Here is a 20,080-nt window from a genome sequence, read left to right as displayed (position 1 = left end):
TAAAACTTCGCCAAGCTATTTTCGAGATATCAGTACATTACAGTAGCTGGTCGCAGAAAAACATTTCAGTTCGTCGGGACTGAATTCCTCATCTGGGTATCCTTCGATGCTTACTATCGAAAACCCGAGAGATTTTAAGAGAATCATCACATGATCAGCATTCACGGATGCCTTTTTCAACCCAAAAGGCCAGAATTCCATCAGGATCTTAACATCTGTATTCTCTGTTAATATTCTCTTCGCGCCGAGCAGCACATTCATTTCGTAACCCTGAACATCGATTTTGATAAAATCTATTCGTTGTCCTGAAGGAAAATAATCATCAAGGGCGACCAACGGAACATCGATACTTTTGCGGCCGTCACCACTATCGAATGTCCGATGATCCACATTCATTTCATCTGATGTGTAAAGCTTTACACTGCCAGTACGCTCGCCGACCGCGCTTGGGATCGCCAGCACGTTCCTGAGGCTCCCTACATTCCTCTTAAGCCGATTGAAATTGATCGGATCGGGCTCAAAACAGTGAACCGTGCCTTCCGATCCTACGAGGCGGGAAAAAAATCTGGTATAAACACCAATATTTGCGCCGATATCGACAACTATCATACCTGGTCGCAAAATCAGTTGAACTATCTTCCGCTCCTTGCGGTCAGCGATGGCTTTCCAATGTTTGTATAAGAAATAATAAAACGGGTAATTCGAGGAATAGAGCCAATTTGCCACGCGAAACAGAAACAGCTTCATTTTTCACCCAGGGCAAAAAGACGAACTATGAAAAAAGAAGCGAAAAGCTTTGGCGCTGCGCTGGCCATCGTCTGATCAAGCTTGAAACACATTTTATAGATGGATGGCGGCACGGGAATCCGTCGGGATATGCCACCAGTTGCCATATACGAAAACGCAGAGAAATAGCTCCGCTTTGTGCGGGATAGATCATAGCAGTCCGCAATTTCGTTTTGCCAGTTATTTCGCGAGAAGAACAACATGTGCGGAAGTGCTTGGTTCGACGATGAGAGAGGGCCGTCAATCTTGTCTAAAATCGGTCGCTTGATCGAGAAATCCACAGGCTCGTGATGCAAGAGTTTGTACAATGGGTAAGACATCAGAGAAAAATATGGCTCGACCATATAGACGCTGCCATTCGCACGGAGTTTCCGTGTCGCACCACGGAGAAATCTTATGGGATCACGAAGGTGGTGCAGCACGTTGGTCAGCGTGATCGCATCTAGACTGTTATCCGGAATTTCGGAGAGGGTAGCAATGTCGTGACAATCAAAGACCAAATCCAGATAGTCCAGATTAAGGACGTCCGATGTAATGATACTCGGAAAGTGTAGCTTCAGTGGCGAGGTCCCGCTCCCGATTTCAAGGACGCGCCACGAGTTAAAACCTGGCTCGCTGGCAAACAGCTGGCGATAAAGCTGTTCATACCAGTACATCAGATTAACATTTGCTTTCAACTTGCTTCTGTTGGCAAGCGTCGCCCTAAGGTCGTGTTCGTAGAGATCATCTGCCATCACAAGAACTTTATCTTCCGAGCCGCAAAAACCAGCATCGCCAATAGAATAGCACCATGCCTCCAGCGAGAGATGTTAGTATCGCCATAGACACGTTCGCGATAGGATATTGGCACTTCAACGATTTTCAGACCCATTCTTGCGGCGCCAAAAATCAGGTCGAAGTCACCAAAGGGATCGAACTCCCCGAAATAGGAGCGGTTGGCTTCAAGCTTCAAATAGTTCGCTCGGCTAATCACCTTGGTGCCGCAAAGGGTGTCTTTATACCTCTGCCCAAGAACGAAGGAGAAAGCGATTGCAAAAAACTTGTTCCCGATAAGATTAAAGAAGCGCATGGCGCCCTTTTCCATCGGATAAACAAGTCTCGTACCGTTGATGAATTCGCCTTTATCAGCGACAATTGCCTGATAGAATTTTGGAAGGTCTTCCGGCGGCACGGTCATATCTGCATCTAAGATCATAAGTATATCTTTCGTTGCCAAGCCGAACCCCTTGCGGACCGCCTCCCCTTTTCCCTTCGCATCTTGTTGAGCGGTTATTATTCTGTATTGATCGCCGTAGCGGCTGCTGACCGTCTTTATGGTCTCCCAGGTCTCGTCGGTAGAGTTTCCTTCAACAAAGATGATCTCGTCTTCTGGTCCCATCGCGGGAATACGGCGTACAATTTCTTCGATATTGCCGGCCTCATTTCTAGCTGGAACGACAATCGAAACCGATGGCTTGGATTTGTCAACGACGGCCACTTTGGGGCGAGCGATCGCGATGTTAAGAAGGCAAAAGATCCTGAAGAACGGCAGCGGCGCGATAAAGCGGTTTATGACACTGCTGAATAGAGGGATGTAAAACGGGACTAGAATACGCTGATCTAAGCGGATCAGTTCAAAATCCTCAAGGTCAAGAAGATTGTGAATATCTTCATGCGCCAACCAATTGGCCTCGGGAAGCTTACCTCGCAAGTTGAACCTTGATGCAAGCGCCGCAAAAGGCCGCCACAAGCTACTGTAATATGTCACTATCAGCCTTGTATCAGGCCTGCAAAGCTGCCTCACAGCGGCAAAAAGCGCTTGGATGTCTCGTTCATAGTGGATTAGTCCACTTACAACCAGGAAGTCGGGCGGGTTCCTCCCCACTTCCTCGATTGAAAGAGCATCAGCACCATCAAAACCCTCTTCATGACGCCCATTGCGAAAGGCGATTTTTCCTTGCGGAAAACTCCCAATCAATTGAGCATTGGCAGGATCTATCTCCACAACAGAATTCTGCGGCAGGACAAACAGGGAAACGTATCGCCTCAGAAGGTGATAGAAATACTTTTTCATCTTCTACTCAGTCACTAAACGCCCGAGCCGCCACTGGCAACCAATCACCAGCGCGGGAACTGCGTAAATCACTAGGAACAGGAAATGGATCGCGGTTGCCAATACAATTCCCTCGGAAGAAGATCTTCCAAGCAATATGAATGCAGAGACAACCGAAGCATGGTATGTCCCGACACCTGAAGGAGCGGCGGGTATCATCAAACCTAACGACCCGGCGAACAACACGACAAGCGATTCATCGTAGGATAGGGATATGCCTACAATTCGGCCGACCAATATGTACGCCCAAGAGTACAACAGCACCCACATCAACAAGGTCAATAAACTCGGCAGGGCAACAGCGGAGACTGAAAGACCACGCGCCAAATCCAAGAGCACACGCTCCACCCCCTTCTCGGCGACTGAGGTGAGCTTTAAGAGACGGAGCACTCTGCCGGCAACAGCCGACAATTGTTTTGAAGAAAAGCGCAAACCGATTGCAACCAACAACGCCCCAGCCAACCCAACCGCAGAGAAATAGAGAATGTAACCGTTAGAAAACAAGGTGCGATTTAATACCGCCGCCAGCAAACCAACGAGAAAAATCGTAAGAAAATCCACAAATTTTTCGACAACGAGCCGACTAAAAACTCCTGCATAGGGAATCTCTGCTCGCTGGCCGCTATAATATACCCTTAGCAAATCTCCTCCACGCGCAGGGAGCAGCATATTGCCGCCGAGGCCGATTATCGACGCCGTGAACGAAGCCATCATACCAAGCTCAAAATCGAGAAGAAGTTGCCAGCGCAGGGCATAGACAAATGCTATTGCGCCTGTGAGCAGCAGAAAAAGCGCAAGCCTCTCCGGTGAGATACCAAATTCCATCACCCGAAATGCATCTCGCCATTCAATATGATTGGCCAAAACGAAGATGAAAATTAAACTCACCATCCCTGCAGCGGTCGCTCGGAGAATCTTAGAGTTTCGGATGTAAGGTCGCCTTTCAGTTCGTTTTCAAGCACAGCGTTGCCATCGGGAGTCCTTGGAACTTCCGATGGCGTTTCACTACTAGCAGAATAACCAAATGCTGCAACCACGAGATTATTATCCACAGGGCTGTTCGGTCGACCACACTCGTCGCAACTGGGCTACAGCCGTTTCTTCGAAGCGTGAAAATGCCTTTTCCGCATGGGCCGTCCGGCAACCAACGACGGAGTGCTGCGAGGCTCAATCTAAGCACCTGCGCCGGTTGAGGTATAACGGAGGACTCGCGGACGGCCGGCTTCAGTCGGTCGATCAAGATTGACTTTTACAATCGGAACCCGCAATCAGGCGCAAGGTAACAGTCCGCAAGATGCCAAATATGCGGCATGAGAGGCGAAGCGTACTCCAAGGAAGGCTTAACTATCCGCGAGCAAACCATGCGTAAATTTTCGAAAATATTCGTGGCGGGACATAGAGGCATGGTCGGCTCAGCTATTATGCGGCACCTGCTAGCCAGCGGCTGCCCTGCGGATCGGATCGTCACGGCGCCGCATCGAGAGCTAAACCTCATTGAGCAAGCCGACGTTCGCCACTTCTTTGAAAGGGAGCGACCTGATGAGGTCTATCTTGCTGCAGCAAAGGTTGGCGGCATCTACGCAAACAACACTTATCCGGCAGACTTTATTTATAACAATTTGATGATCGAGCTAAATGTCGTCGAGGCAGCGTTTCGAAGTGGCGTAAAAAAGCTAATGCTCCTAGGCTCAAGCTGCATTTATCCAAAGCTTGCTGATCAACCGATAAAGGAAAATGCGCTTCTGACGGGGCCGCTCGAGCCGACCAATGAGCCCTATGCCATTGCAAAGATTGCCGGGATAAAACTTTGCGAGAGTTACAACCGGCAGTATGGCGCCAGCCATCAGGTCGATTACCGGGCCGTAATGCCAAGCAATCTCTACGGGGTCGGCGATTCCTATCACCCACAGAATTCCCATGTCATTCCCGCGTTGATACGACGCTTCCACGAGGCCAAAGTCGAGGGGGCATCAAGCGTAACGCTGTGGGGCAGCGGTACGCCGCTACGTGAGTTCCTCTATGTGGACGACATGGCTGCGGCGAGTGTGCACATCATGAATCTGCCCTATGAAGACTACAAAAGCCTGATGCCTCAAGCTCAGAGCCATATCAATGTGGGATATGGCAGCGATGTCACGATCCTTGAGGTTGCGACCATGATCGGCAAGATTGTCGGCTTCACTGGCGCCATTGAATTCGATAGAACCAAGCCGGATGGCACTCCTCGAAAACTGATGAACAGCGAGGTTGCTAGAAATCTTGGCTGGTCGCCAATCGTTGACCTCGAGCAGGGCCTCAAACTGGCCTACGCAGATTTCCTATCCCGAGAGAAAGTCGCATAAATGAGCAAAGTCGCTTTAATCACCGGCGTAACAGGCCAGGACGGTTCCTACCTCGCGGAATTCCTTCTTGCGAAGGGATACGAAGTGCACGGGATCAAGCGGCGCATGAGTTCGTTCAACACGCAGCGTATCGATCACATCTACGAAGATCCGCATAGCGAGAACACGCGGTTCCAACTGCATTACGGCGACCTGACGGATACGAGCAACCTGATTCGTATCATTCAGGAGACTCAACCAGATGAGATCTACAATCTTGGTGCTCAGAGCCATGTGGCCGTGAGCTTCGAGAGCCCCGAATACACTGGCGATACCGACGCCTTGGGTACGTTGCGGCTTTTGGAAGCGATCAGAATACTCGGCCTCGAAAAGAAGACGCGCTTTTATCAGGCCAGCAGCAGCGAACTCTACGGATTGGTCCAGGAAACGCCGCAGAAAGAGACCACCCCTTTTTACCCACGCAGTCCTTATGCGGTGGCAAAGCTGTATGCCTATTGGATTACGGTCAACTATCGTGAATCCTACGGCATGTATGCATGCAACGGCATCCTGTTCAATCATGAAAGCCCCCGTCGCGGTGAGACATTCGTGACGAGGAAGATTACCCGCGGCATGGCGAACATAGCTCAAGGGCTCGAGAAATGCCTCTACATGGGCAACCTTGACGCGTTGCGCGACTGGGGACATGCGAAAGATTACGTGAGGATGCAGTGGTTGATGCTTCAGCAGGAGCGTCCTCAGGATTTTGTCATTGCAACCGGCAAACAGTACAGCGTACGGCAGTTTATCGAATGGGCCGCGCAAGATCTGGGCATCAAGCTCAGATTCGAAGGGACTGGCTTGAATGAGCGAGGCATCGTAGAATCTGTCTCTGGAGAACGAGCACCCGTGCTCAAGCCAGGCGATGTCATCGTTAAGATTGATCCACGTTATTTCCGCCCAGCTGAGGTCGAGACACTCCTGGGAGATCCCAGCAAGGCCCGCGAAGTTCTTGGATGGGTCCCCGAAATTTCCGCCAGAGAAATGTGCTCGGAAATGGTTGGGCACGATCTGGTAGAAGCCCAGAGACATGCCCTGCTCAAGAAGCATGGGTTTGACGTCAGGGTCAGCGCTGAATAACAACCGACGACAAGGCCGTTGAGGAACTACTCGTGATAAATTTTGCTATTGTCGGTTGCGGACGAATTGCGAAGAGACATTCAGAGCTGCTTGGCCTTTCTCAGATTAAAGGCGCAAGATTGGCCGCAGTTTGTGATGTCGTCCTCGAAAAGGCGAAAGAATTTGGCGAACGCTTCGGCGTTCCGTATTATCAGTCGTTTGACGAGATGATGCAGAAGGAGCAGATCGACGTTGTTTCCGTGCTGACCCCGAGTGGCATGCACGCAGAACACGTGATCGCGTTGGCCAAATATAAGCGACATATCGTCGTCGAAAAACCAATGGCACTCACGCTGACGGATGCGGAGGCGATGATTAAGGCATGCGATGACAATGGGGTTCGCCTTTTTGTCGTCAAGCAGAACCGCTTTAACGTCCCCGTTGTAAAAGCGCGCGAGGCACTGGATGCAGGTCGTTTTGGCAAACTCGTCCTTGGCACGGTCCGGGTCCGGTGGTGCCGTGATCAAAGTTATTACGATCAAGACAGCTGGCGCGGTACCTGGGCTTATGACGGAGGCGTCCTAGCCAATCAGGCGAGCCATCACATAGATATGTTGACCTGGTTCATGGGCGAAGTCGAAAGCGTACACGCCCGCGCCACCACAGCACTCGTCAACATCGAGGCTGAAGATACGGCTGTTGCCACCCTAAAATTCCGCAATGGTGCACTTGGGATCATTGAGGCGACGTCTGCAACACGCCCGAAGGATATCGAGGGTTCGATCTCGATCCTCGGTGCCGGAGGCTCGGTCGAAATTGCAGGTTTTGCAGTCAACAAGATTCGGACCTGGCAATTCAGCGACAATCATGTCGCCGACGCCGAGGTCATGGATAAGTATTCGGTCAATCCGCCGAATGTGTACGGCTTCGGTCATCAAGCTTATTATGAACATGTCGTCGATTGCCTGGCGAATGACAGCAAGGCCCTTGTCGACGGACACGAGGGCCGACAGAGCTTGGAACTCATTATGGCACTTTATGAATCCATCGCATCCCAGAAAGAGGTCTCCCTGCCCCTGGAGGTCAAATACTCCAAATTGGGAAGTCGATCCTCGTGACGGATCGTTTGCCGACACTCTGGAAGGCGCAAATCCGGGATGTAATCTGCGGCGATCGCGTGAAGATCGTGGAGCCTGCGAACGTCTATGAATGTACCCTGTCCGATGACTGTTTCGTAGGCCCTTTCGTCGAGATCCAGAAGGGTGTTCAGATCGGCGCCCGCACGAAGGTACAGTCGCATAGTTTCATTTGCGAGCTCGTTGAGATCGGCCAGGACTGTTTCATCGGCCACGGTGTGATGTTCATCAACGACCTTTTCTCCAGCGGCGGGCCGGCGAGAGGAAACCGGACACTCTGGAAGGAGACACGCATCGGAAATCGAGTATCCATCGGGTCGAATGCCACAATCCTGCCAGTAAACATCTGTGACGACGTGGTTATTGGCGCCGGGACGGTAGTGACCCGTGATATCGACGTTTCGGGCGTCTATGCCGGAAATCCGGCGCGGTTTATGCGCCCCTTGAATACCGACCCTGCTCAGAATTGAAACAACGCGAACGCGTCAACATCAATAGAAGTGTCGAGAGCAACATCATGAAAGTCCCCTTTGCCGATCTTCATCTGCAATATCTGTCGATAAAAGATGAGATCGATGCGGCTATTGCCGCGGTCATCAAATCCTCGGCTTTCATTCGAGGGCCATTCGTTCAGAAGTTCGAGGACGAATTTGCGGCCGCGGTTGGCGCGCCCTATTGTGTTTCCTGTGCAAATGGGACGGACTCGCTTTACATCGCCATGCATGCGCTCGGCGTAAAGCCCGGCGACGAAATCATCACGACCGCACATTCCTGGATTTCCACCAGCGAGACCATTAGCCAGGCTGGTGGCAAGGTCGTCTTTTGTGACACGGATGCCGCGACCTTCACGATCGATGCCAGCAAGCTCGAAGAAAAGATTACCTCGCGCACCGTTGGTATCATTCCTGTCCACCTCTATGGGCAGCCTGCCGACATGAATGCGATAATGGCCATTGCTCGCAAGCACGGCCTTTGGGTAATCGAGGATTGCGCCCAAGCGCATCTGGCACAGGTCGACGGGCAGATGATCGGCAGCTTTGGGGATGCCGCCTCCTATTCATTTTATCCGGGGAAAAACCTTGGCGCCATGGGGGATGCCGGTGCCATCACCTGCAAGGACAAATCGCTTGCCGACAAAATGGCGATGTTTGCCCGTCACGGCGGCCTCACAAAAGGTGATCATCGGATCGAGGGGATCAACAGCCGGCTCGACGGGCTGCAGGCTGCCATTCTGTCGGTCAAGCTTCCCCGCCTCGCCGAATGGACCGCAAAAAGGCAGAAGGTTGCGGCGCGCTATGCCGCGGCCCTCGGCAATGTCGGCGGGTTGGAACTACCTGAAACAGCACCCGGCAGGACGCATGTCTACCACCTTTTCGTCGTCAAGCACGAGCGCCGCGATGCTCTTGCCACTCACTTGAATGAACATGGCATACAGACAGTCATAAACTATCCGGTTGCGCTTCCCTTTCTCGCCGCTTACGAACATTTGGGCCATGGTTCGGAAGACTTCCCCAATGCCTTCCACAATCAATCCCGAATCCTCTCAATCCCGTTATTCCCCGAAATGACCGAAGATCAGCTTGCCTACGTGGCTGATACGATCAGGGGATTTGCTGCGTGACCAAGTCGCAAGCCGGTGGCCGGGCAGAGGCGCGCTCAAGCCTCCTCGGCAACTCCGGCTGGAACATGGCGGCCTTCATATTCACGCTTGTCGCGAATTTGGCTACGGTCCCTTTTGTCGTTCGCTGGATTGGATTGCATGATTTTGGCAATGCGGGCATCGTCATTGCGGTCACCGCGCCGCTCACCCTTATCGGTACGGTCCTTGGCCAAGCAACTGTCCGCGAGACTTCCACCAGAACCGGACGCGGAGACTATAGCGCCGCATTTCACGTCGCAGCCATTGCATTGAAGGTCTGTCTGATCGCTTCGGCGATCGGATGTGCTGCTCTCGTGCTGATCGGCCCGTGGATCATGAGAAGCCTTACAAGCGACGAGGCTTCGAACTCCCATAATTTGGCAATTCCATTCCTGATCGCCGCAACCGGTATTTTTGCCCAGCAGTTTTCGCTCGTGCTCCAGGCCATTTCCGTTGGACGGCAAAATTTCAAAAATGTCGCCAAGGCATCTGCCTGGAGTTCGTTTGTAACGATTTTTGTCACCTTGGGATGCACCTGGTATTTGCCGACGCTGAACGGCTATCTATCCGGTTTCTCCGGAAGCCTTGTTCTGTCTGCAGTCGGATGGCTCCTCGTCACACGTCAGATCCTGCGCCGCCACGAACACCCGGGCCCGAGGGCCGGAGACGAGCTGAACGCTTTGCTGCATTTCGGAAAATGGCAGGGGCTATCGCAACTGGCAGGTATTTTCGGCAATCAGATGGACAGATATGTGCTTGCCTCTCTAGCTCCGGCTGCCTTGGTCGGACAGTACAATATCTGCAACCGCGTTCAGGAGGCCGGCTACATTGCAACAATACGGGCGTGCGAGGTGCTTTTTCCGCGCTTCGGCAGCATGTCCGCGAGCAGTGAATCCGAACGATTTGATTTCTTCCTCAGCTCTTCATGGGTCAATGCAGCGTTCGGCGCAATCATGCTTTCGCCGATTGCAATTCTCTCACGACCCCTGCTCACTCTTTGGGTCGGCATGGAAACGGCAGAGGCTGCTGGTTATCTATTGCAGATCCTCATTCTTGGAGGCTTGATCGGCTGTAGCTACAACGTGTTTTTTTACTATGCCGCAAGCATGGGAAAAAATGCCGTCGTGACTATGGTATCGCTGGCATATTCCATAATGACGGTCATCTTTTCGATTGTTTTCATAGGATATTTCGGCCCTATAGCGGCGGGTAGCGGCCTGCTTGCGGCAACCATCATCCGCTCCGGTCTTACGCTGGCGGTAATCCGCTACCGCTTCTTCACCGCGTTCAATGCCGAGCAGATGTTTGCAAGTACCATTGGACCGACCGCCGTTGGTGCCCTGCTTTCAGTCGCCTTCTATCAGATGGAGTTCCAGTGGATCGACAACTGGTTCTTGCTTGCCCTCGCCTATATCCTGTTCTTCGGCATCGTAGGAATGGCGATTGTGCTTACCGCCATGTCGTCAAAAACCGGACGTATTATCTTGTGGAGGATTTGTAGGTCCGTTAGAAGCACAATCATAGATCGGCATTTGCCTCGGTTGCATGGCCTTACAAAGCACAAGAGAGGGCTTTGAGTGATCACTGTAGTGGACTACGGTGTCGGCAATATTGGTGCGATCATCAATATGGCGGACTATCTCGGGATTGATGCCGAAGCAAGCGGCGATCCGGAAAAGATCAGGAATGCCTCCAAGCTCATTCTTCCAGGCGTCGGCGCGTTCGACAAAGCCATGTTGACCCTGCAAAACAGGGGACTTATCGACCCGCTTAATGAAGCAGCATTGAAGCGACAAATTCCCGTTCTTGGCATTTGCCTTGGGATGCAACTGCTGGCTCGTCGAAGCGATGAAGGTGTTCAGTCCGGCCTAGGATGGATCGCGGCCGATGTGCTTCGGATCACCTTGCCGCCAGAATCCCCTCTCAAGGTGCCCCATATAGGCTGGCTTGAGGTGAAGCCGGCCCGCATGAGCGCTCTTTTCGATCCAGCAGTGCATAACGAGCGCTTCTATTTTGATCATGGCTACTACGTACAATGCGACAGCCCTCAGGACGTTGCGGCCACGATTGACTACGGTGTCGAACTCTGCTGTGCGGTCAACTCTGGAAACGTAAGCGGCGTACAGTTTCATCCGGAAAAGAGCCACCGCTTCGGCATGCGCGTGCTTGAGGCTTTCGGAAAGATCTGATGAGAAAAAGGCTGATACCTGTTCTGCTGGTCGATGAAAAGCATCGGCTCGTCAAAACTGAAGAGTTCGGGGAGCGGACCTACATTGGCGATCCCTTCAATGTTGTGCGGCTTTTCAACGAGAAAGAGGTCGATGAGATATGCATCCTCGATATCGATGCCTCCAGGCAGGGCCGCGGGCCAGATATCGGATTCATGCGCGAATTGGCAACGGAATGTTTCATGCCGCTGGCCTACGGCGGTGGCATCAGCCGGCTACAAGAATGTGAAGAACTTAATCGCTTCGGCGTTGAAAAATTCGTCATTGGAAGCAGAGCCGCCAATCCGCAATTATTGAAGGCGATTGCCGCGGATATGGGCAGTCAGGCACTGGTTGCCTGCGTCGATGTCAAAGGCCGAGGTTCGGCAGCAAGATGCGTGCAGCGGAACCCCGAGGTGCCGCGGGATCCGGTAGAGTTCTGCCTCCGGCTTCAGGATCTGGGTGTCGGTGAAATTATCCTTCAATCCGTCACACTCGACGGAAAACGATCAGGTTATGATCTCGAACTTCTAAACTTGGTGACAAGCAGATTGAGTGTCCCAGTCGTCGCGCTCGGCGGTGCAGGGAATTATGATCACCTGACCGAAGGTTTGCGGGCGGGCGCTTCGGCAGCTGCATCTGGAAGCACCTTCACCTTTGTTGGCCGGTTGCGTGCGGTTCTGGTAAATTATCCCGATCCAGAAATGCTTGAAGGAATGGAGCGTGACGCCCATGCGTAAAGCGCAAAGGATATGTTCTTTCTGTATTATGGATGACTCCAATCCGGCGATCGAGTTCGACACCAACGGACAATGCAATTGCTGTCGTGATGCCGTGGCTAGAAAATCGCACGAATGGTGGCCCGGACCCGAGGGCGAAGTACGAATGCAGCGACTTGTCGCCATGCTGAAGCAGGAAGGCAAAGATAAGCCCTATGATGCAATGGTGGGGCTTAGCGGCGGCATTGACAGTGCCTTCCTCGCACACCTTGCGGGCCGGAAGCACGGCCTGCGCTTGCTCGCTGTTCATGTCGATGGAGGTTGGAATTCCGAGCCTGCGGTCCACAACATAGAAAGACTGGTGCGGAAACTCGATCTCGACCTTTATACCTATGTTGTCGAGTGGCAGGAGATGCGGGACCTTCAAGTTTCATTCCTGAAAGCGTCCGTACTCAATCAGGACATCCCGCAGGATCACGCGTTTTTTTCGACACTCTATAGAACCGCAGCAAAATTCGGCATTCGGCATTTCCTAAGCGGCGTCAACTTCGCTTCTGAATCTGTTGTTCCTCCCGGCTTCGGCTATCCATCCATCGATGGAACACATGCGCGCGCGATCCATAACCGTTTCGGCTCCATAGCCCTATCGACCTATCCATTTATGAGCTTTCCGGAATACATCTGGATGACGCGGATACGGAAACAGCTGACGATTCACCGCCCGCTGAATTATTTCGACTATGATAAGGAGCAGGCCCAAGAGGACCTAAGACGAGAATATGGCTGGCGCGATTACGGCGGCAAACATAGCGAGTCTCGTTTCACAAAATTTTATCAGGACATTTATCTGCCTGCGAAGTTTAACTTCGATAAGAGGAGGCTTCACCTTTCGAGCCTGATCGTAGCTGGACAGATGACTCGCGATGATGCCCTGGCAGAGATTTCAAAGCCGATAATTCTCGAAAGAGATGCACGTAGAGAGACGAGGTTCGTAGCCAAAAAGCTAAAGTTGACCGAACAACAACTTCAGTCCTACATCATAGCGCCACCGGTCCCTCATGCTAATTATCCCAACGGCATGATGCTACATAAGATACTCATGCGGTTGCGTAGCGTTGCCAGAAAGCTGGCGCCAGTCAGCCGTCGCGCGATCGCAAAGGTAGCCAATGTGGACTAGCCTCGTCTTTTCGATAGCGATCCTCCTCACGACGGTATTCTACCTCCGGCGCATCGGAGTGAATTTTACCCTCTCCTCCTTGTTACTGGGTCTGATGCTCGTTCTGCACGGGCCGCTTTATCTTTATTACACGCGCGTGTGGGGGCCAAAGACCAAATTTTTCGAAAAGATACTCTCAGCGGCTCCTTACGAGGACGTCATAGCAACTCTGGATCTCGCTCTCGCGCTATCGTTCTGTTGTGTATGTGTTGGAATAGCGCTCTCTGATAGAGTTTTTGGTATCAATTACCAGCAAATGCGCGACGCAGTTGGCAATTGGAGCCGTCAACCTGTAAGGGTGTCAACGGGCTTTTCCGAGAGACTAGAGATTATAGCGGCGATTGGCGTTGTAGTTCTGGCGTTCTTCGTCTTCGTTGAGAACAATATACCGCATGTTATGACTTACTTCTTGTCGGACGCGGGTGAGGTCGAGAAGATAGCGATGCGCCGTGAATATGGGGGCAGCCGCTTTTATCTTTTGAACCTCTTTAATTCCAACCTGTTCCCGTTTATCGCGTTTTGCTGTTTCATCGCATTGAGAGAGCGATCCATCAGGCTCCGACCGGTCGCGTTCGCTTTCATTGCCGTCGTGCTTTTCGAAAAAGCTGCAACATTGAGCAAGGCGCCTTTGGCGATATTTATCTTGCAGCTGATAGTGGTCGAGTACCTCCGCCGGTCACTCCAAGTGCGTTTCGGCATGGCTATAAGTTTTATCGCCATTTGCGTTGTGTTGTTCGGAGCGATGACGGCCATCGCCGTGCGAGAAGTCAGCGGCGTGGGCGAAACACTCGATTTCCTGTTCTACCGCATCTTCATGATCGTCAATGAAAGTCTTCTGGAATATTTCGCAGCAATTCCAAGCGTGCTTCCGCATAGCTGGGGTAGCCAGTTCAGTTGGTTGGTTAACTTCCTGCAATCGGAGCCGTCCCCACCCACTTATCTGCTCGTTGGTGCAGTTCACCGTGGAGTGATGGGCTCGACCTCAACCGCGATGTTCGTTGCCGACGCCTGGGCCGATTTTTCTTGGGCCGGTGTCCTGATCTTCTCGGTTCTTGCGGGCTTTCTCGTGCGGTGGCTCGATATCGAGCTGATAGTTAAGCGAGGCAAAACGGCGGCCACGATTGCTGGTTTAGCACTCGGCCATTATAGCGTCTTCATCATGCTTTCTACGGCATTGCAGACGGGAATGGTTACAGGTGGATTGGTCTTGGTCGTCCCATTGACTGTAGGAATGTCCTGCGCCTTCAAATGGCGGCCTATCGACGGACGTCACGGCAACATACACAACGTAGCTCGTCTGGAGCAGGTGTAAGACGAAATGCGCATTTTCCAGAACTCCGGGGTCTATGCATCCTATCTGCCTCGACTCAATCGCCTTGCCAACCAAGAAACGCAGTTCCTGAAGCGATTGCAGGTCTTCGTTGACGACTCCTATGGGGCATGCCACATCCTCAAGCCCCCGGCTGAAGTGGCGTCTGATGTCTTTTTCACGAACGGCGACGATGAAAAGCTTCAAAAATATTGGGCAGCCGAGAATGGTCTTCCAAGCTCGGCCAGCATGGAACAGATCCTACTTAGTCAGATAGAACATCACCGAACCGAGATCTTTTACAACATGGATCCGATGCGTTACGGTAACGAGTTTTTACAAAAACTGCCGGGCAGCGTTCGTAAATCCATCATGTGGAGGGCGGCTCCATCTGGTAGTGTTGATTTCGGAGCTTATGATCTTATCGTTTGCAACTTTCCACTCATTTTAGAAAGTTATCGCAAGCATGGGTGGCACGCAGAGTATTTTGCGCCGGCACATGATCCCGCAATGGATGACTACGCCGCCAACGGCAACCGGCCGGTAGATGTCTTGTTTGTTGGAGGTTACAGCCGCCATCATCGCAAGCGCGCGGAAATCCTTGAGGCGGTCTCTGAGCTTGGCAAGGAATTTCGGGTTGTATATCACCTCGACCGGTCCCGCCTCACTCGCCTTGCGGAAAGCCCGATAGGCTGGTTCCTGCCTCTGCGTAAGCACAAACGGCCGAAGAGCATTCGAGCGGTTTCCCAGCCAGCTGTTTTTGGACGCGACCTGTACAGCGCGATCTCGCAGGCAAAAATCGTGTTGAACGGTGCCGTCGACATGGCCGGTCCCGACCGGGGTAATATGCGCTGCTGGGAAGCACTTGGTTGTGGCGCGGCTATGGTATCCGACGCCGGCAACTACCCACAGGGCATGGTAGATGGCGAAAACATGTTAACCTATGGTAGTGCTCAAGCTGCGGTGTCAATCATACGCAACTTGCTCGCTGACCGACATCACCTGCAAGCAATTGCAGCCAAGGGCCACGGTATGATCAGGACCCTCTACAACAAAGATGCTCAATGGCAGCAGTTCAATCGACTGGTCGAGATCGCATGAGGCTCAATCCATCGGCAGTAGTTAATATGCTGGTCGGCATTCTGGTGCGGAAAAGAAGTCGGTTCGTCGTGGGGCCGCGGAGCAAGATTCGCTGGCTGGCCTTGCGCTCCATTCGAGGTGGTACCGTCCAGATTGGTCGAGACTGCATTATAAACTGCATTGTCAGTTTCGACGATCCCAATGGACGCGTTTCGATTGGCGATCGATGTTACGTGGGATCAAGTCACCTAGTTTGCCATTCAGGCATCGAAATTGGAAATGATACCATCATCTCCTGGGGGGTAACGATAGTAGACCACGACTCCCACTCGCTGGACTGGAACCTTCGAAAAAACGATGTTCGCGATTGGGGTATAGGTCGCAAGGACTGGTCTGGAGTCGCGATTAAGCCAGTTGTGATCCAAGATAAGGTGTGGATCGGCTTCGGCGCCAGTATCTTGAAGGGCGTGACAGTTGGCGAAGGCGCGGTTATTGGTGCCCAAGCCGTTGTAACGCGTGATGTAGAACCCTATACGGTTGTCGCAGGTAACCCGGCTCGGATTGTTCGCCACATAGCGCCGGAAGCAGCCGTAACTTAGGATTGGTGATGACATCGCAGCATCTGGATACATGGGAGCAAGCCGTTCAATGGCTTCGGGAACAACCCGACCAGCAGAAGCTTGTTGTCGATGCCTACTACGACGACCCTCTTTCGAAAGCTGCCGACCGCTATTGGCGGAGCGACGAGTGGGGCGCCATTCGCAAGTTTCTTCCTGATCAGCGAAGCTGTGCAGTCGATATCGGCGCAGGGAGAGGTATCGCGAGCTATGCTCTGGCTAAGGAAGGCTTCAAGGTTACCGCTCTTGAGCCCGACAAGAGCAACCTCGTAGGATCGGGAGCGATCAAACATCTTGCAGAGGAGACGAAGCTGCCGATTCAGGCGGTGGAAGAGTTCTCTGAAAAATTGCCGTTCCCTGACCAGGCGTTTGACGTCGTGTTTGCAAGAGCTGTCTTGCACCATACATCGGATTTGGCCGCCGCCTGCCGGGAATTCTTTCGTGTTTTGAAGCCCGGCGGTCGCCTCATTGCCGTACGAGAGCATGTAATTTCCTCGCAACGCGATCTCCCAGTGTTTCTAGATCAACATCCTCTTCATAAATTGTATGGCGGAGAGAATGCGTTCCTTTTGAAGGACTACGAAAACGCGATCGTTTCCGCCGGCTTCGGTATGGACAGGGTCCTGGCACCCCTTGAAAGCGAGATTAATTTTGCGCCCTACAGCAGGAATGAACTAAAAGAAGAGATGGCAGCACGCCTCGGTGCTAAACTACCATTCGTCGGAGGAGTCGCTTCCGTAGCCTTGCGTTTCGGCCCGATCTGGGGCGTTCTCTCGCGGATCGCACAGGCATTCGACAACCGACCCGGACGGCTATACTCCTTCATTGCCACGAGGCCTAGATAACGAAGAATGGCTCGAATACTCATCACCGGCGCCCACGGCTTTATCGGGAGATATCTGGCGCGGCATCTCTCGGAAAACGGGCATGTCGTGCTTGGTCTTGGCCATGGTATCTGGCCTCCTTTGCACGCGGAACGGTGGGGACTGACACTGTGGCAGAATGGTGAAATTGATGGCCCCAATCTTCGACTGATCCAACGACAGGCCGGCACTCCGGACATCGTGTATCATCTTGGGGGCGGTTCGTCGGTCGGCGTCGCGATTGCAAATCCCCGCGAAGATTTTCACCGCACCGTCAATTCGACAGCGGAACTTCTTGAGTGGCTACGGCTGGAAGCACCGGACTGCCGACTGGTGGCTATTTCAAGCGCCGCTGTTTATGGCGCCAACCACGAAGGCCCGATCGCGGAAACGACGATCAAAAATCCGTTTTCTCCCTATGGTCATCACAAAAGCATAATGGAATCTCTATGTCAGTCCTATTGCGATACTTATGGACTGAAGATCGCGATTGCCCGTCTGTTTTCGGTTTACGGACAAGGTCTGCGAAAGCAATTGCTGTGGGATGTGTGCTCACAGCTTGAGAGAAATCCGGATCGCCTCAATCTTGGGGGCGGGGGCGCCGAACTTAGAGACTGGATCGAAGTCGCGGACGTCGTGCGCGCGCTATCGTTGATTGAAGCGCAAGCGGACTCGTCTCTCCGGGTCGTCAATGTCGGCACCGGCACTGGCACAAACGTTCGCTCTATTGTCGAAATGGTTGTGGAGGTATGGTTCGAGAAGGCGTCCTCGCGCCCCAATATCACTTTTTCCGGTGAGGCGAGGAAGGGCGACCCCCAAAGCCTGGTCGCGGATTCGACACAGCTCAAATCCCTTGGCTTTGAATTGCGCAGCGATCTAAAGGACGGGCTTTCCGCGTATATTAGCTGGTTTCGGTCGGAAGCTGGCACGGCAAGATGATCAATATCGGCTTCACCATGATCAGCGGTCGCGATTGGACCGGCGGCTACAATTATTTGCTGAACCTCGTCACGCTTTTAGCCCGTTATCGGAAAGACGAGATTTGTCCCATCGTTTTCTTCGGAACCGATGTTGAGGAAGGCGAGGTAGCGCCATTTGCGAGCCTGGATGGCGTAAGGGTTGTACGCCATCCACTGTTCAACAGATCCCGAAGCTTTCGGTCGTTATGGCTTAGTGTTGCAACCGGCGCGGACAGAAGCATCCGCGCGGTGTTTAATAAACACCAGATCGATGTCGTTTTTGAAGTGGCGCAATTTTTTGGCTTCAGGCTCGGCTTACCTGCCATTGCGTGGTTTCCGGATTTCCAACATCGCTACCTGGACCATCTCTTCAGCAGGTTTGGCTACTGGAAACGCGACATTGGATTTCGGCTTCAGATTGCAGCTCGTCGCTCGATCATGCTGAGTAGCGAAGATTCGAGACGGTCTTGCGAACAATTCTATCCGGCAGCTCGAGGGCGCACCCATGTCGTTCGCTTTGCCGTGCCGCCGAAGGGCAAGATTGAATACAGCGAAGCGCGAGCCGTAGCAGACAAGTACCGGCTACCCGAGCACTACGTCTTCCTGCCCAATCAATTCTGGAAGCACAAGAACCACCTCCTCGTGCTTGAGGCGCTGGAAATCCTGCGCGAACGGGGCCTCGAGCTGACGATCGCGGCGAGTGGGAATCAATCCGATCCACGCGATCCGACATATTTTCCGAGTGTGAAGGCAGCGATCACGGAAGCTGGTCTTGACCAGAATTTCCGTCTGCTCGGACTGATCCCCTATCGCGACCTTGCACCACTCGGCACCGCGAGTATGGGACTGCTAAATCCATCGCTGTTCGAGGGATGGAGCACCACAGTCGAAGAGGCTCTATCGTGGGGCGTGCCTTTGATCCTATCGGATCTCGATGTGAATAGAGAGCAGGCTGGCGAAGCAGCAACCTATTTCAACCGGTACGATGCACATTCACTCGCAGATGCCTTGGCTTCTGTTCGCCCACGTACGGCTTCAACGATCGCAATCAGCGGGGACATGGCTCAGGCCATGTCCAACGAACGGGTTCTGCGCTTCGTTTCTGACTTCACCTCGCTTGTTCGCTATGCTCGCAATCAAGTGCAATAACAGAGCGACGACCGGGGTACGTGTCGTGTTCGGTCGACCACCAGAGAACACTAATGAGTGAGCCGAAGATTTCCGTCATTACCGTCGTCTTCAACAATGAAGCGACGATCGCAGATACCCTTCAATCTGTTGCCGCCCAGGATTACTCCAACCTGGAATATATCGTTATAGACGGTCTCTCGAAGGACCGCACGCTTGACAGGATTAAAGAGCGCAAGGAGATTATCAGCAAACTGATCTCCGAAAAGGATACTGGCATTTACGATGCAATGAATAAGGGCATCGCGCTGGCGACGGGCGAGATCATCGGCTTCATCAACGGGGACGATTTCTACCTACCCGGGACCTTGGCTAAGGTAGCCAAAACGTTCAAAGAAGACCCAAATCTCGAAGCGTGTTACGGGGATCTTTGTTATGTGAAGCAAAACGATCCTCAAACTGTCGTTCGCCACTGGCGATCGTCGCCCTTTGTCCCTACCGCATTCGAAAGAGGCTGGGCTCCTCCCCATCCGACTTTCTTCGTCCGTCGCGATGTCTATGAGCGATTTGGTTCATTCGATCTGGAGTATCGGATCGCCGCCGATGTCGAGTTGATGATGCGATTCCTGGAGCGCCATCGAATCCGCGTAAAATACGTCCCGGGCGTTATGGTCATGATGCGCATGGGAGGTACGACCAACCGCAGCGTCACAAATGTGATCAACCAGAACAAAGAAATACTTCGTGCGCTTCGCAGCCACGGTCTGAAGGCAGATTTGTTTCGGTTTATGGGCAGGAAATTTCTTTCACGAGGGCTGCAGTTCGCTCGTGGAAAGTTCAATACTCCGCCGGAGTCCAAGGCGGAGTAACTTGTTTAAGTAGGCCCACC

The 20,080-nt window shown here is 52.7% G+C and carries 20 protein-coding genes; 16 read left to right on the top strand and 4 right to left on the bottom strand.

Translation table 11 applies throughout. The annotated features are described in order from the left end of the window. Positions 1-15: 15 nt before the first annotated feature. The 4 genes from FHX06_RS12320 to FHX06_RS12305 are packed head-to-tail and all read right to left on the bottom strand — an operon-like array spanning position 16 to position 3,769. Entirely contained in the window at positions 16-747 is a 732-nt protein-coding gene (locus tag FHX06_RS12320) for an FkbM family methyltransferase (protein WP_113212125.1), read from the bottom strand. Next, positions 744-1,520, bottom strand: coding sequence for a class I SAM-dependent methyltransferase (locus FHX06_RS12315; RefSeq protein WP_210300521.1), 777 nt, complete (start codon positions 1,518-1,520; stop codon positions 744-746). Before FHX06_RS12315 ends, FHX06_RS12320 begins: the two co-directional genes overlap by 4 nt. Then, positions 1,520-2,839, bottom strand: coding sequence for a glycosyltransferase family 2 protein (locus FHX06_RS12310; RefSeq protein ID WP_113212127.1), 1,320 nt, complete (start codon positions 2,837-2,839; stop codon positions 1,520-1,522). The genes FHX06_RS12315 and FHX06_RS12310 overlap by 1 nt, the downstream gene beginning before the upstream one ends. A gap of 3 nt (positions 2,840-2,842) precedes the next feature. Next, positions 2,843-3,769 (bottom strand): lysylphosphatidylglycerol synthase transmembrane domain-containing protein, encoded by a 927-nt coding sequence (locus FHX06_RS12305; RefSeq protein WP_112971530.1) that lies wholly within the window; start codon positions 3,767-3,769, stop codon positions 2,843-2,845. A gap of 470 nt (positions 3,770-4,239) precedes the next feature. On the opposite strand from FHX06_RS12305, the gene FHX06_RS12300 reads away from it, so the two are divergent. The 16 genes from FHX06_RS12300 to FHX06_RS12225 are packed head-to-tail and all read left to right on the top strand — an operon-like array spanning position 4,240 to position 20,060. After that, positions 4,240-5,220 (top strand): GDP-L-fucose synthase family protein, encoded by a 981-nt coding sequence (locus FHX06_RS12300; protein ID WP_113212170.1) that lies wholly within the window; start codon positions 4,240-4,242, stop codon positions 5,218-5,220. Further along, positions 5,221-6,339: a GDP-mannose 4,6-dehydratase gene (gene gmd / locus FHX06_RS12295; RefSeq protein WP_113212128.1), complete on the top strand. Its 1,119-nt coding sequence runs from the start codon at positions 5,221-5,223 to the stop codon at positions 6,337-6,339. It abuts the gene before it with no gap. Positions 6,340-6,371: 32 nt separating this feature from the next. Beyond that, positions 6,372-7,436: a Gfo/Idh/MocA family protein gene (locus FHX06_RS36185; RefSeq protein WP_183879463.1), complete on the top strand. Its 1,065-nt coding sequence runs from the start codon at positions 6,372-6,374 to the stop codon at positions 7,434-7,436. Beyond that, positions 7,433-7,924 (top strand): acyltransferase, encoded by a 492-nt coding sequence (locus FHX06_RS12285; protein ID WP_112971533.1) that lies wholly within the window; start codon positions 7,433-7,435, stop codon positions 7,922-7,924. Before FHX06_RS36185 ends, FHX06_RS12285 begins: the two co-directional genes overlap by 4 nt. A 47-nt stretch (positions 7,925-7,971) precedes the next feature. Then, a complete protein-coding gene (locus tag FHX06_RS12280) occupies positions 7,972-9,075 on the top strand; it encodes a DegT/DnrJ/EryC1/StrS family aminotransferase (protein WP_113212171.1) in 1,104 nt (367 codons plus the stop codon). Further along, entirely contained in the window at positions 9,072-10,670 is a 1,599-nt protein-coding gene (locus FHX06_RS12275; protein ID WP_183879461.1) for a lipopolysaccharide biosynthesis protein, read from the top strand. Before FHX06_RS12280 ends, FHX06_RS12275 begins: the two co-directional genes overlap by 4 nt. Then, positions 10,671-11,282, top strand: a complete 612-nt coding sequence (gene hisH / locus FHX06_RS12270; protein ID WP_112971535.1) for an imidazole glycerol phosphate synthase subunit HisH — start codon at positions 10,671-10,673, stop codon at positions 11,280-11,282. Continuing rightward, positions 11,282-12,040: a HisA/HisF-related TIM barrel protein gene (locus FHX06_RS12265; protein ID WP_183879459.1), complete on the top strand. Its 759-nt coding sequence runs from the start codon at positions 11,282-11,284 to the stop codon at positions 12,038-12,040. The genes hisH and FHX06_RS12265 overlap by 1 nt, the downstream gene beginning before the upstream one ends. Beyond that, entirely contained in the window at positions 12,033-13,196 is a 1,164-nt protein-coding gene (locus FHX06_RS12260; RefSeq protein WP_113212131.1) for an N-acetyl sugar amidotransferase, read from the top strand. The genes FHX06_RS12265 and FHX06_RS12260 overlap by 8 nt, the downstream gene beginning before the upstream one ends. 58 nt (positions 13,197-13,254) lie before the next feature. After that, complete coding sequence (locus tag FHX06_RS12255) at positions 13,255-14,547, top strand: O-antigen polymerase (protein ID WP_312866531.1); 1,293 nt, start codon at positions 13,255-13,257, stop codon at positions 14,545-14,547. 6 nt (positions 14,548-14,553) lie between these two features. After that, positions 14,554-15,645, top strand: a complete 1,092-nt coding sequence (locus FHX06_RS12250; RefSeq protein ID WP_113212133.1) for a glycosyltransferase — start codon at positions 14,554-14,556, stop codon at positions 15,643-15,645. Next, positions 15,642-16,223, top strand: coding sequence for an acyltransferase (locus FHX06_RS12245; RefSeq protein ID WP_113212134.1), 582 nt, complete (start codon positions 15,642-15,644; stop codon positions 16,221-16,223). The genes FHX06_RS12250 and FHX06_RS12245 overlap by 4 nt, the downstream gene beginning before the upstream one ends. 8 nt (positions 16,224-16,231) lie before the next feature. Further along, positions 16,232-17,086 carry a class I SAM-dependent methyltransferase gene (locus FHX06_RS12240; RefSeq protein ID WP_113147222.1) on the top strand — a complete coding sequence of 285 codons (855 nt, stop codon included), beginning with the start codon at positions 16,232-16,234 and terminating at the stop codon, positions 17,084-17,086. 6 nt (positions 17,087-17,092) lie between these two features. Next, positions 17,093-18,043 (top strand): NAD-dependent epimerase/dehydratase family protein, encoded by a 951-nt coding sequence (locus FHX06_RS12235; protein ID WP_113212135.1) that lies wholly within the window; start codon positions 17,093-17,095, stop codon positions 18,041-18,043. Then, entirely contained in the window at positions 18,040-19,212 is a 1,173-nt protein-coding gene (locus FHX06_RS12230) for a glycosyltransferase family 4 protein (RefSeq protein WP_113212136.1), read from the top strand. The genes FHX06_RS12235 and FHX06_RS12230 overlap by 4 nt, the downstream gene beginning before the upstream one ends. 53 nt (positions 19,213-19,265) lie before the next feature. Then, positions 19,266-20,060, top strand: coding sequence for a glycosyltransferase family 2 protein (locus FHX06_RS12225; protein WP_113147225.1), 795 nt, complete (start codon positions 19,266-19,268; stop codon positions 20,058-20,060). Positions 20,061-20,080: the final 20 nt, after the last annotated feature.

This window comes from Rhizobium sp. BK512 (genome assembly GCF_014194915.1).
GTDB lineage: Bacteria > Pseudomonadota > Alphaproteobacteria > Rhizobiales > Rhizobiaceae > Rhizobium.
Note: the sequence above shows the minus strand (reverse complement) of the source record. Positions and strands in the feature narration are given on the sequence as shown.

Bases quoted from the DNA above. Each gene is read 5' to 3' on its own strand.
- FHX06_RS12320 (WP_113212125.1), bottom strand. From the start codon at position 747: ATGAAGCTGTTTCTGTTTCGCGTGGCAAATTGGCTCTATTCCTCGAAT.
- FHX06_RS12315 (WP_210300521.1), bottom strand. From the start codon at position 1,520: ATGGCAGATGATCTCTACGAACACGACCTTAGGGCGACGCTTGCCAAC.
- FHX06_RS12310 (WP_113212127.1), bottom strand. From the start codon at position 2,839: ATGAAAAAGTATTTCTATCACCTTCTGAGGCGATACGTTTCCCTGTTT.
- FHX06_RS12305 (WP_112971530.1), bottom strand. From the start codon at position 3,769: ATGGTGAGTTTAATTTTCATCTTCGTTTTGGCCAATCATATTGAATGG.
- FHX06_RS12300 (WP_113212170.1), top strand. From the start codon at position 4,240: ATGCGTAAATTTTCGAAAATATTCGTGGCGGGACATAGAGGCATGGTC.
- gmd (WP_113212128.1), top strand. From the start codon at position 5,221: ATGAGCAAAGTCGCTTTAATCACCGGCGTAACAGGCCAGGACGGTTCC.
- FHX06_RS12280 (WP_113212171.1), top strand. From the start codon at position 7,972: ATGAAAGTCCCCTTTGCCGATCTTCATCTGCAATATCTGTCGATAAAA.
- FHX06_RS12265 (WP_183879459.1), top strand. From the start codon at position 11,282: ATGAGAAAAAGGCTGATACCTGTTCTGCTGGTCGATGAAAAGCATCGG.
- FHX06_RS12260 (WP_113212131.1), top strand. From the start codon at position 12,033: ATGCGTAAAGCGCAAAGGATATGTTCTTTCTGTATTATGGATGACTCC.
- FHX06_RS12250 (WP_113212133.1), top strand. From the start codon at position 14,554: ATGCGCATTTTCCAGAACTCCGGGGTCTATGCATCCTATCTGCCTCGA.
- FHX06_RS12245 (WP_113212134.1), top strand. From the start codon at position 15,642: ATGAGGCTCAATCCATCGGCAGTAGTTAATATGCTGGTCGGCATTCTG.
- FHX06_RS12240 (WP_113147222.1), top strand. From the start codon at position 16,232: ATGACATCGCAGCATCTGGATACATGGGAGCAAGCCGTTCAATGGCTT.
- FHX06_RS12235 (WP_113212135.1), top strand. From the start codon at position 17,093: ATGGCTCGAATACTCATCACCGGCGCCCACGGCTTTATCGGGAGATAT.
- FHX06_RS12230 (WP_113212136.1), top strand. From the start codon at position 18,040: ATGATCAATATCGGCTTCACCATGATCAGCGGTCGCGATTGGACCGGC.
- FHX06_RS12225 (WP_113147225.1), top strand. From the start codon at position 19,266: ATGAGTGAGCCGAAGATTTCCGTCATTACCGTCGTCTTCAACAATGAA.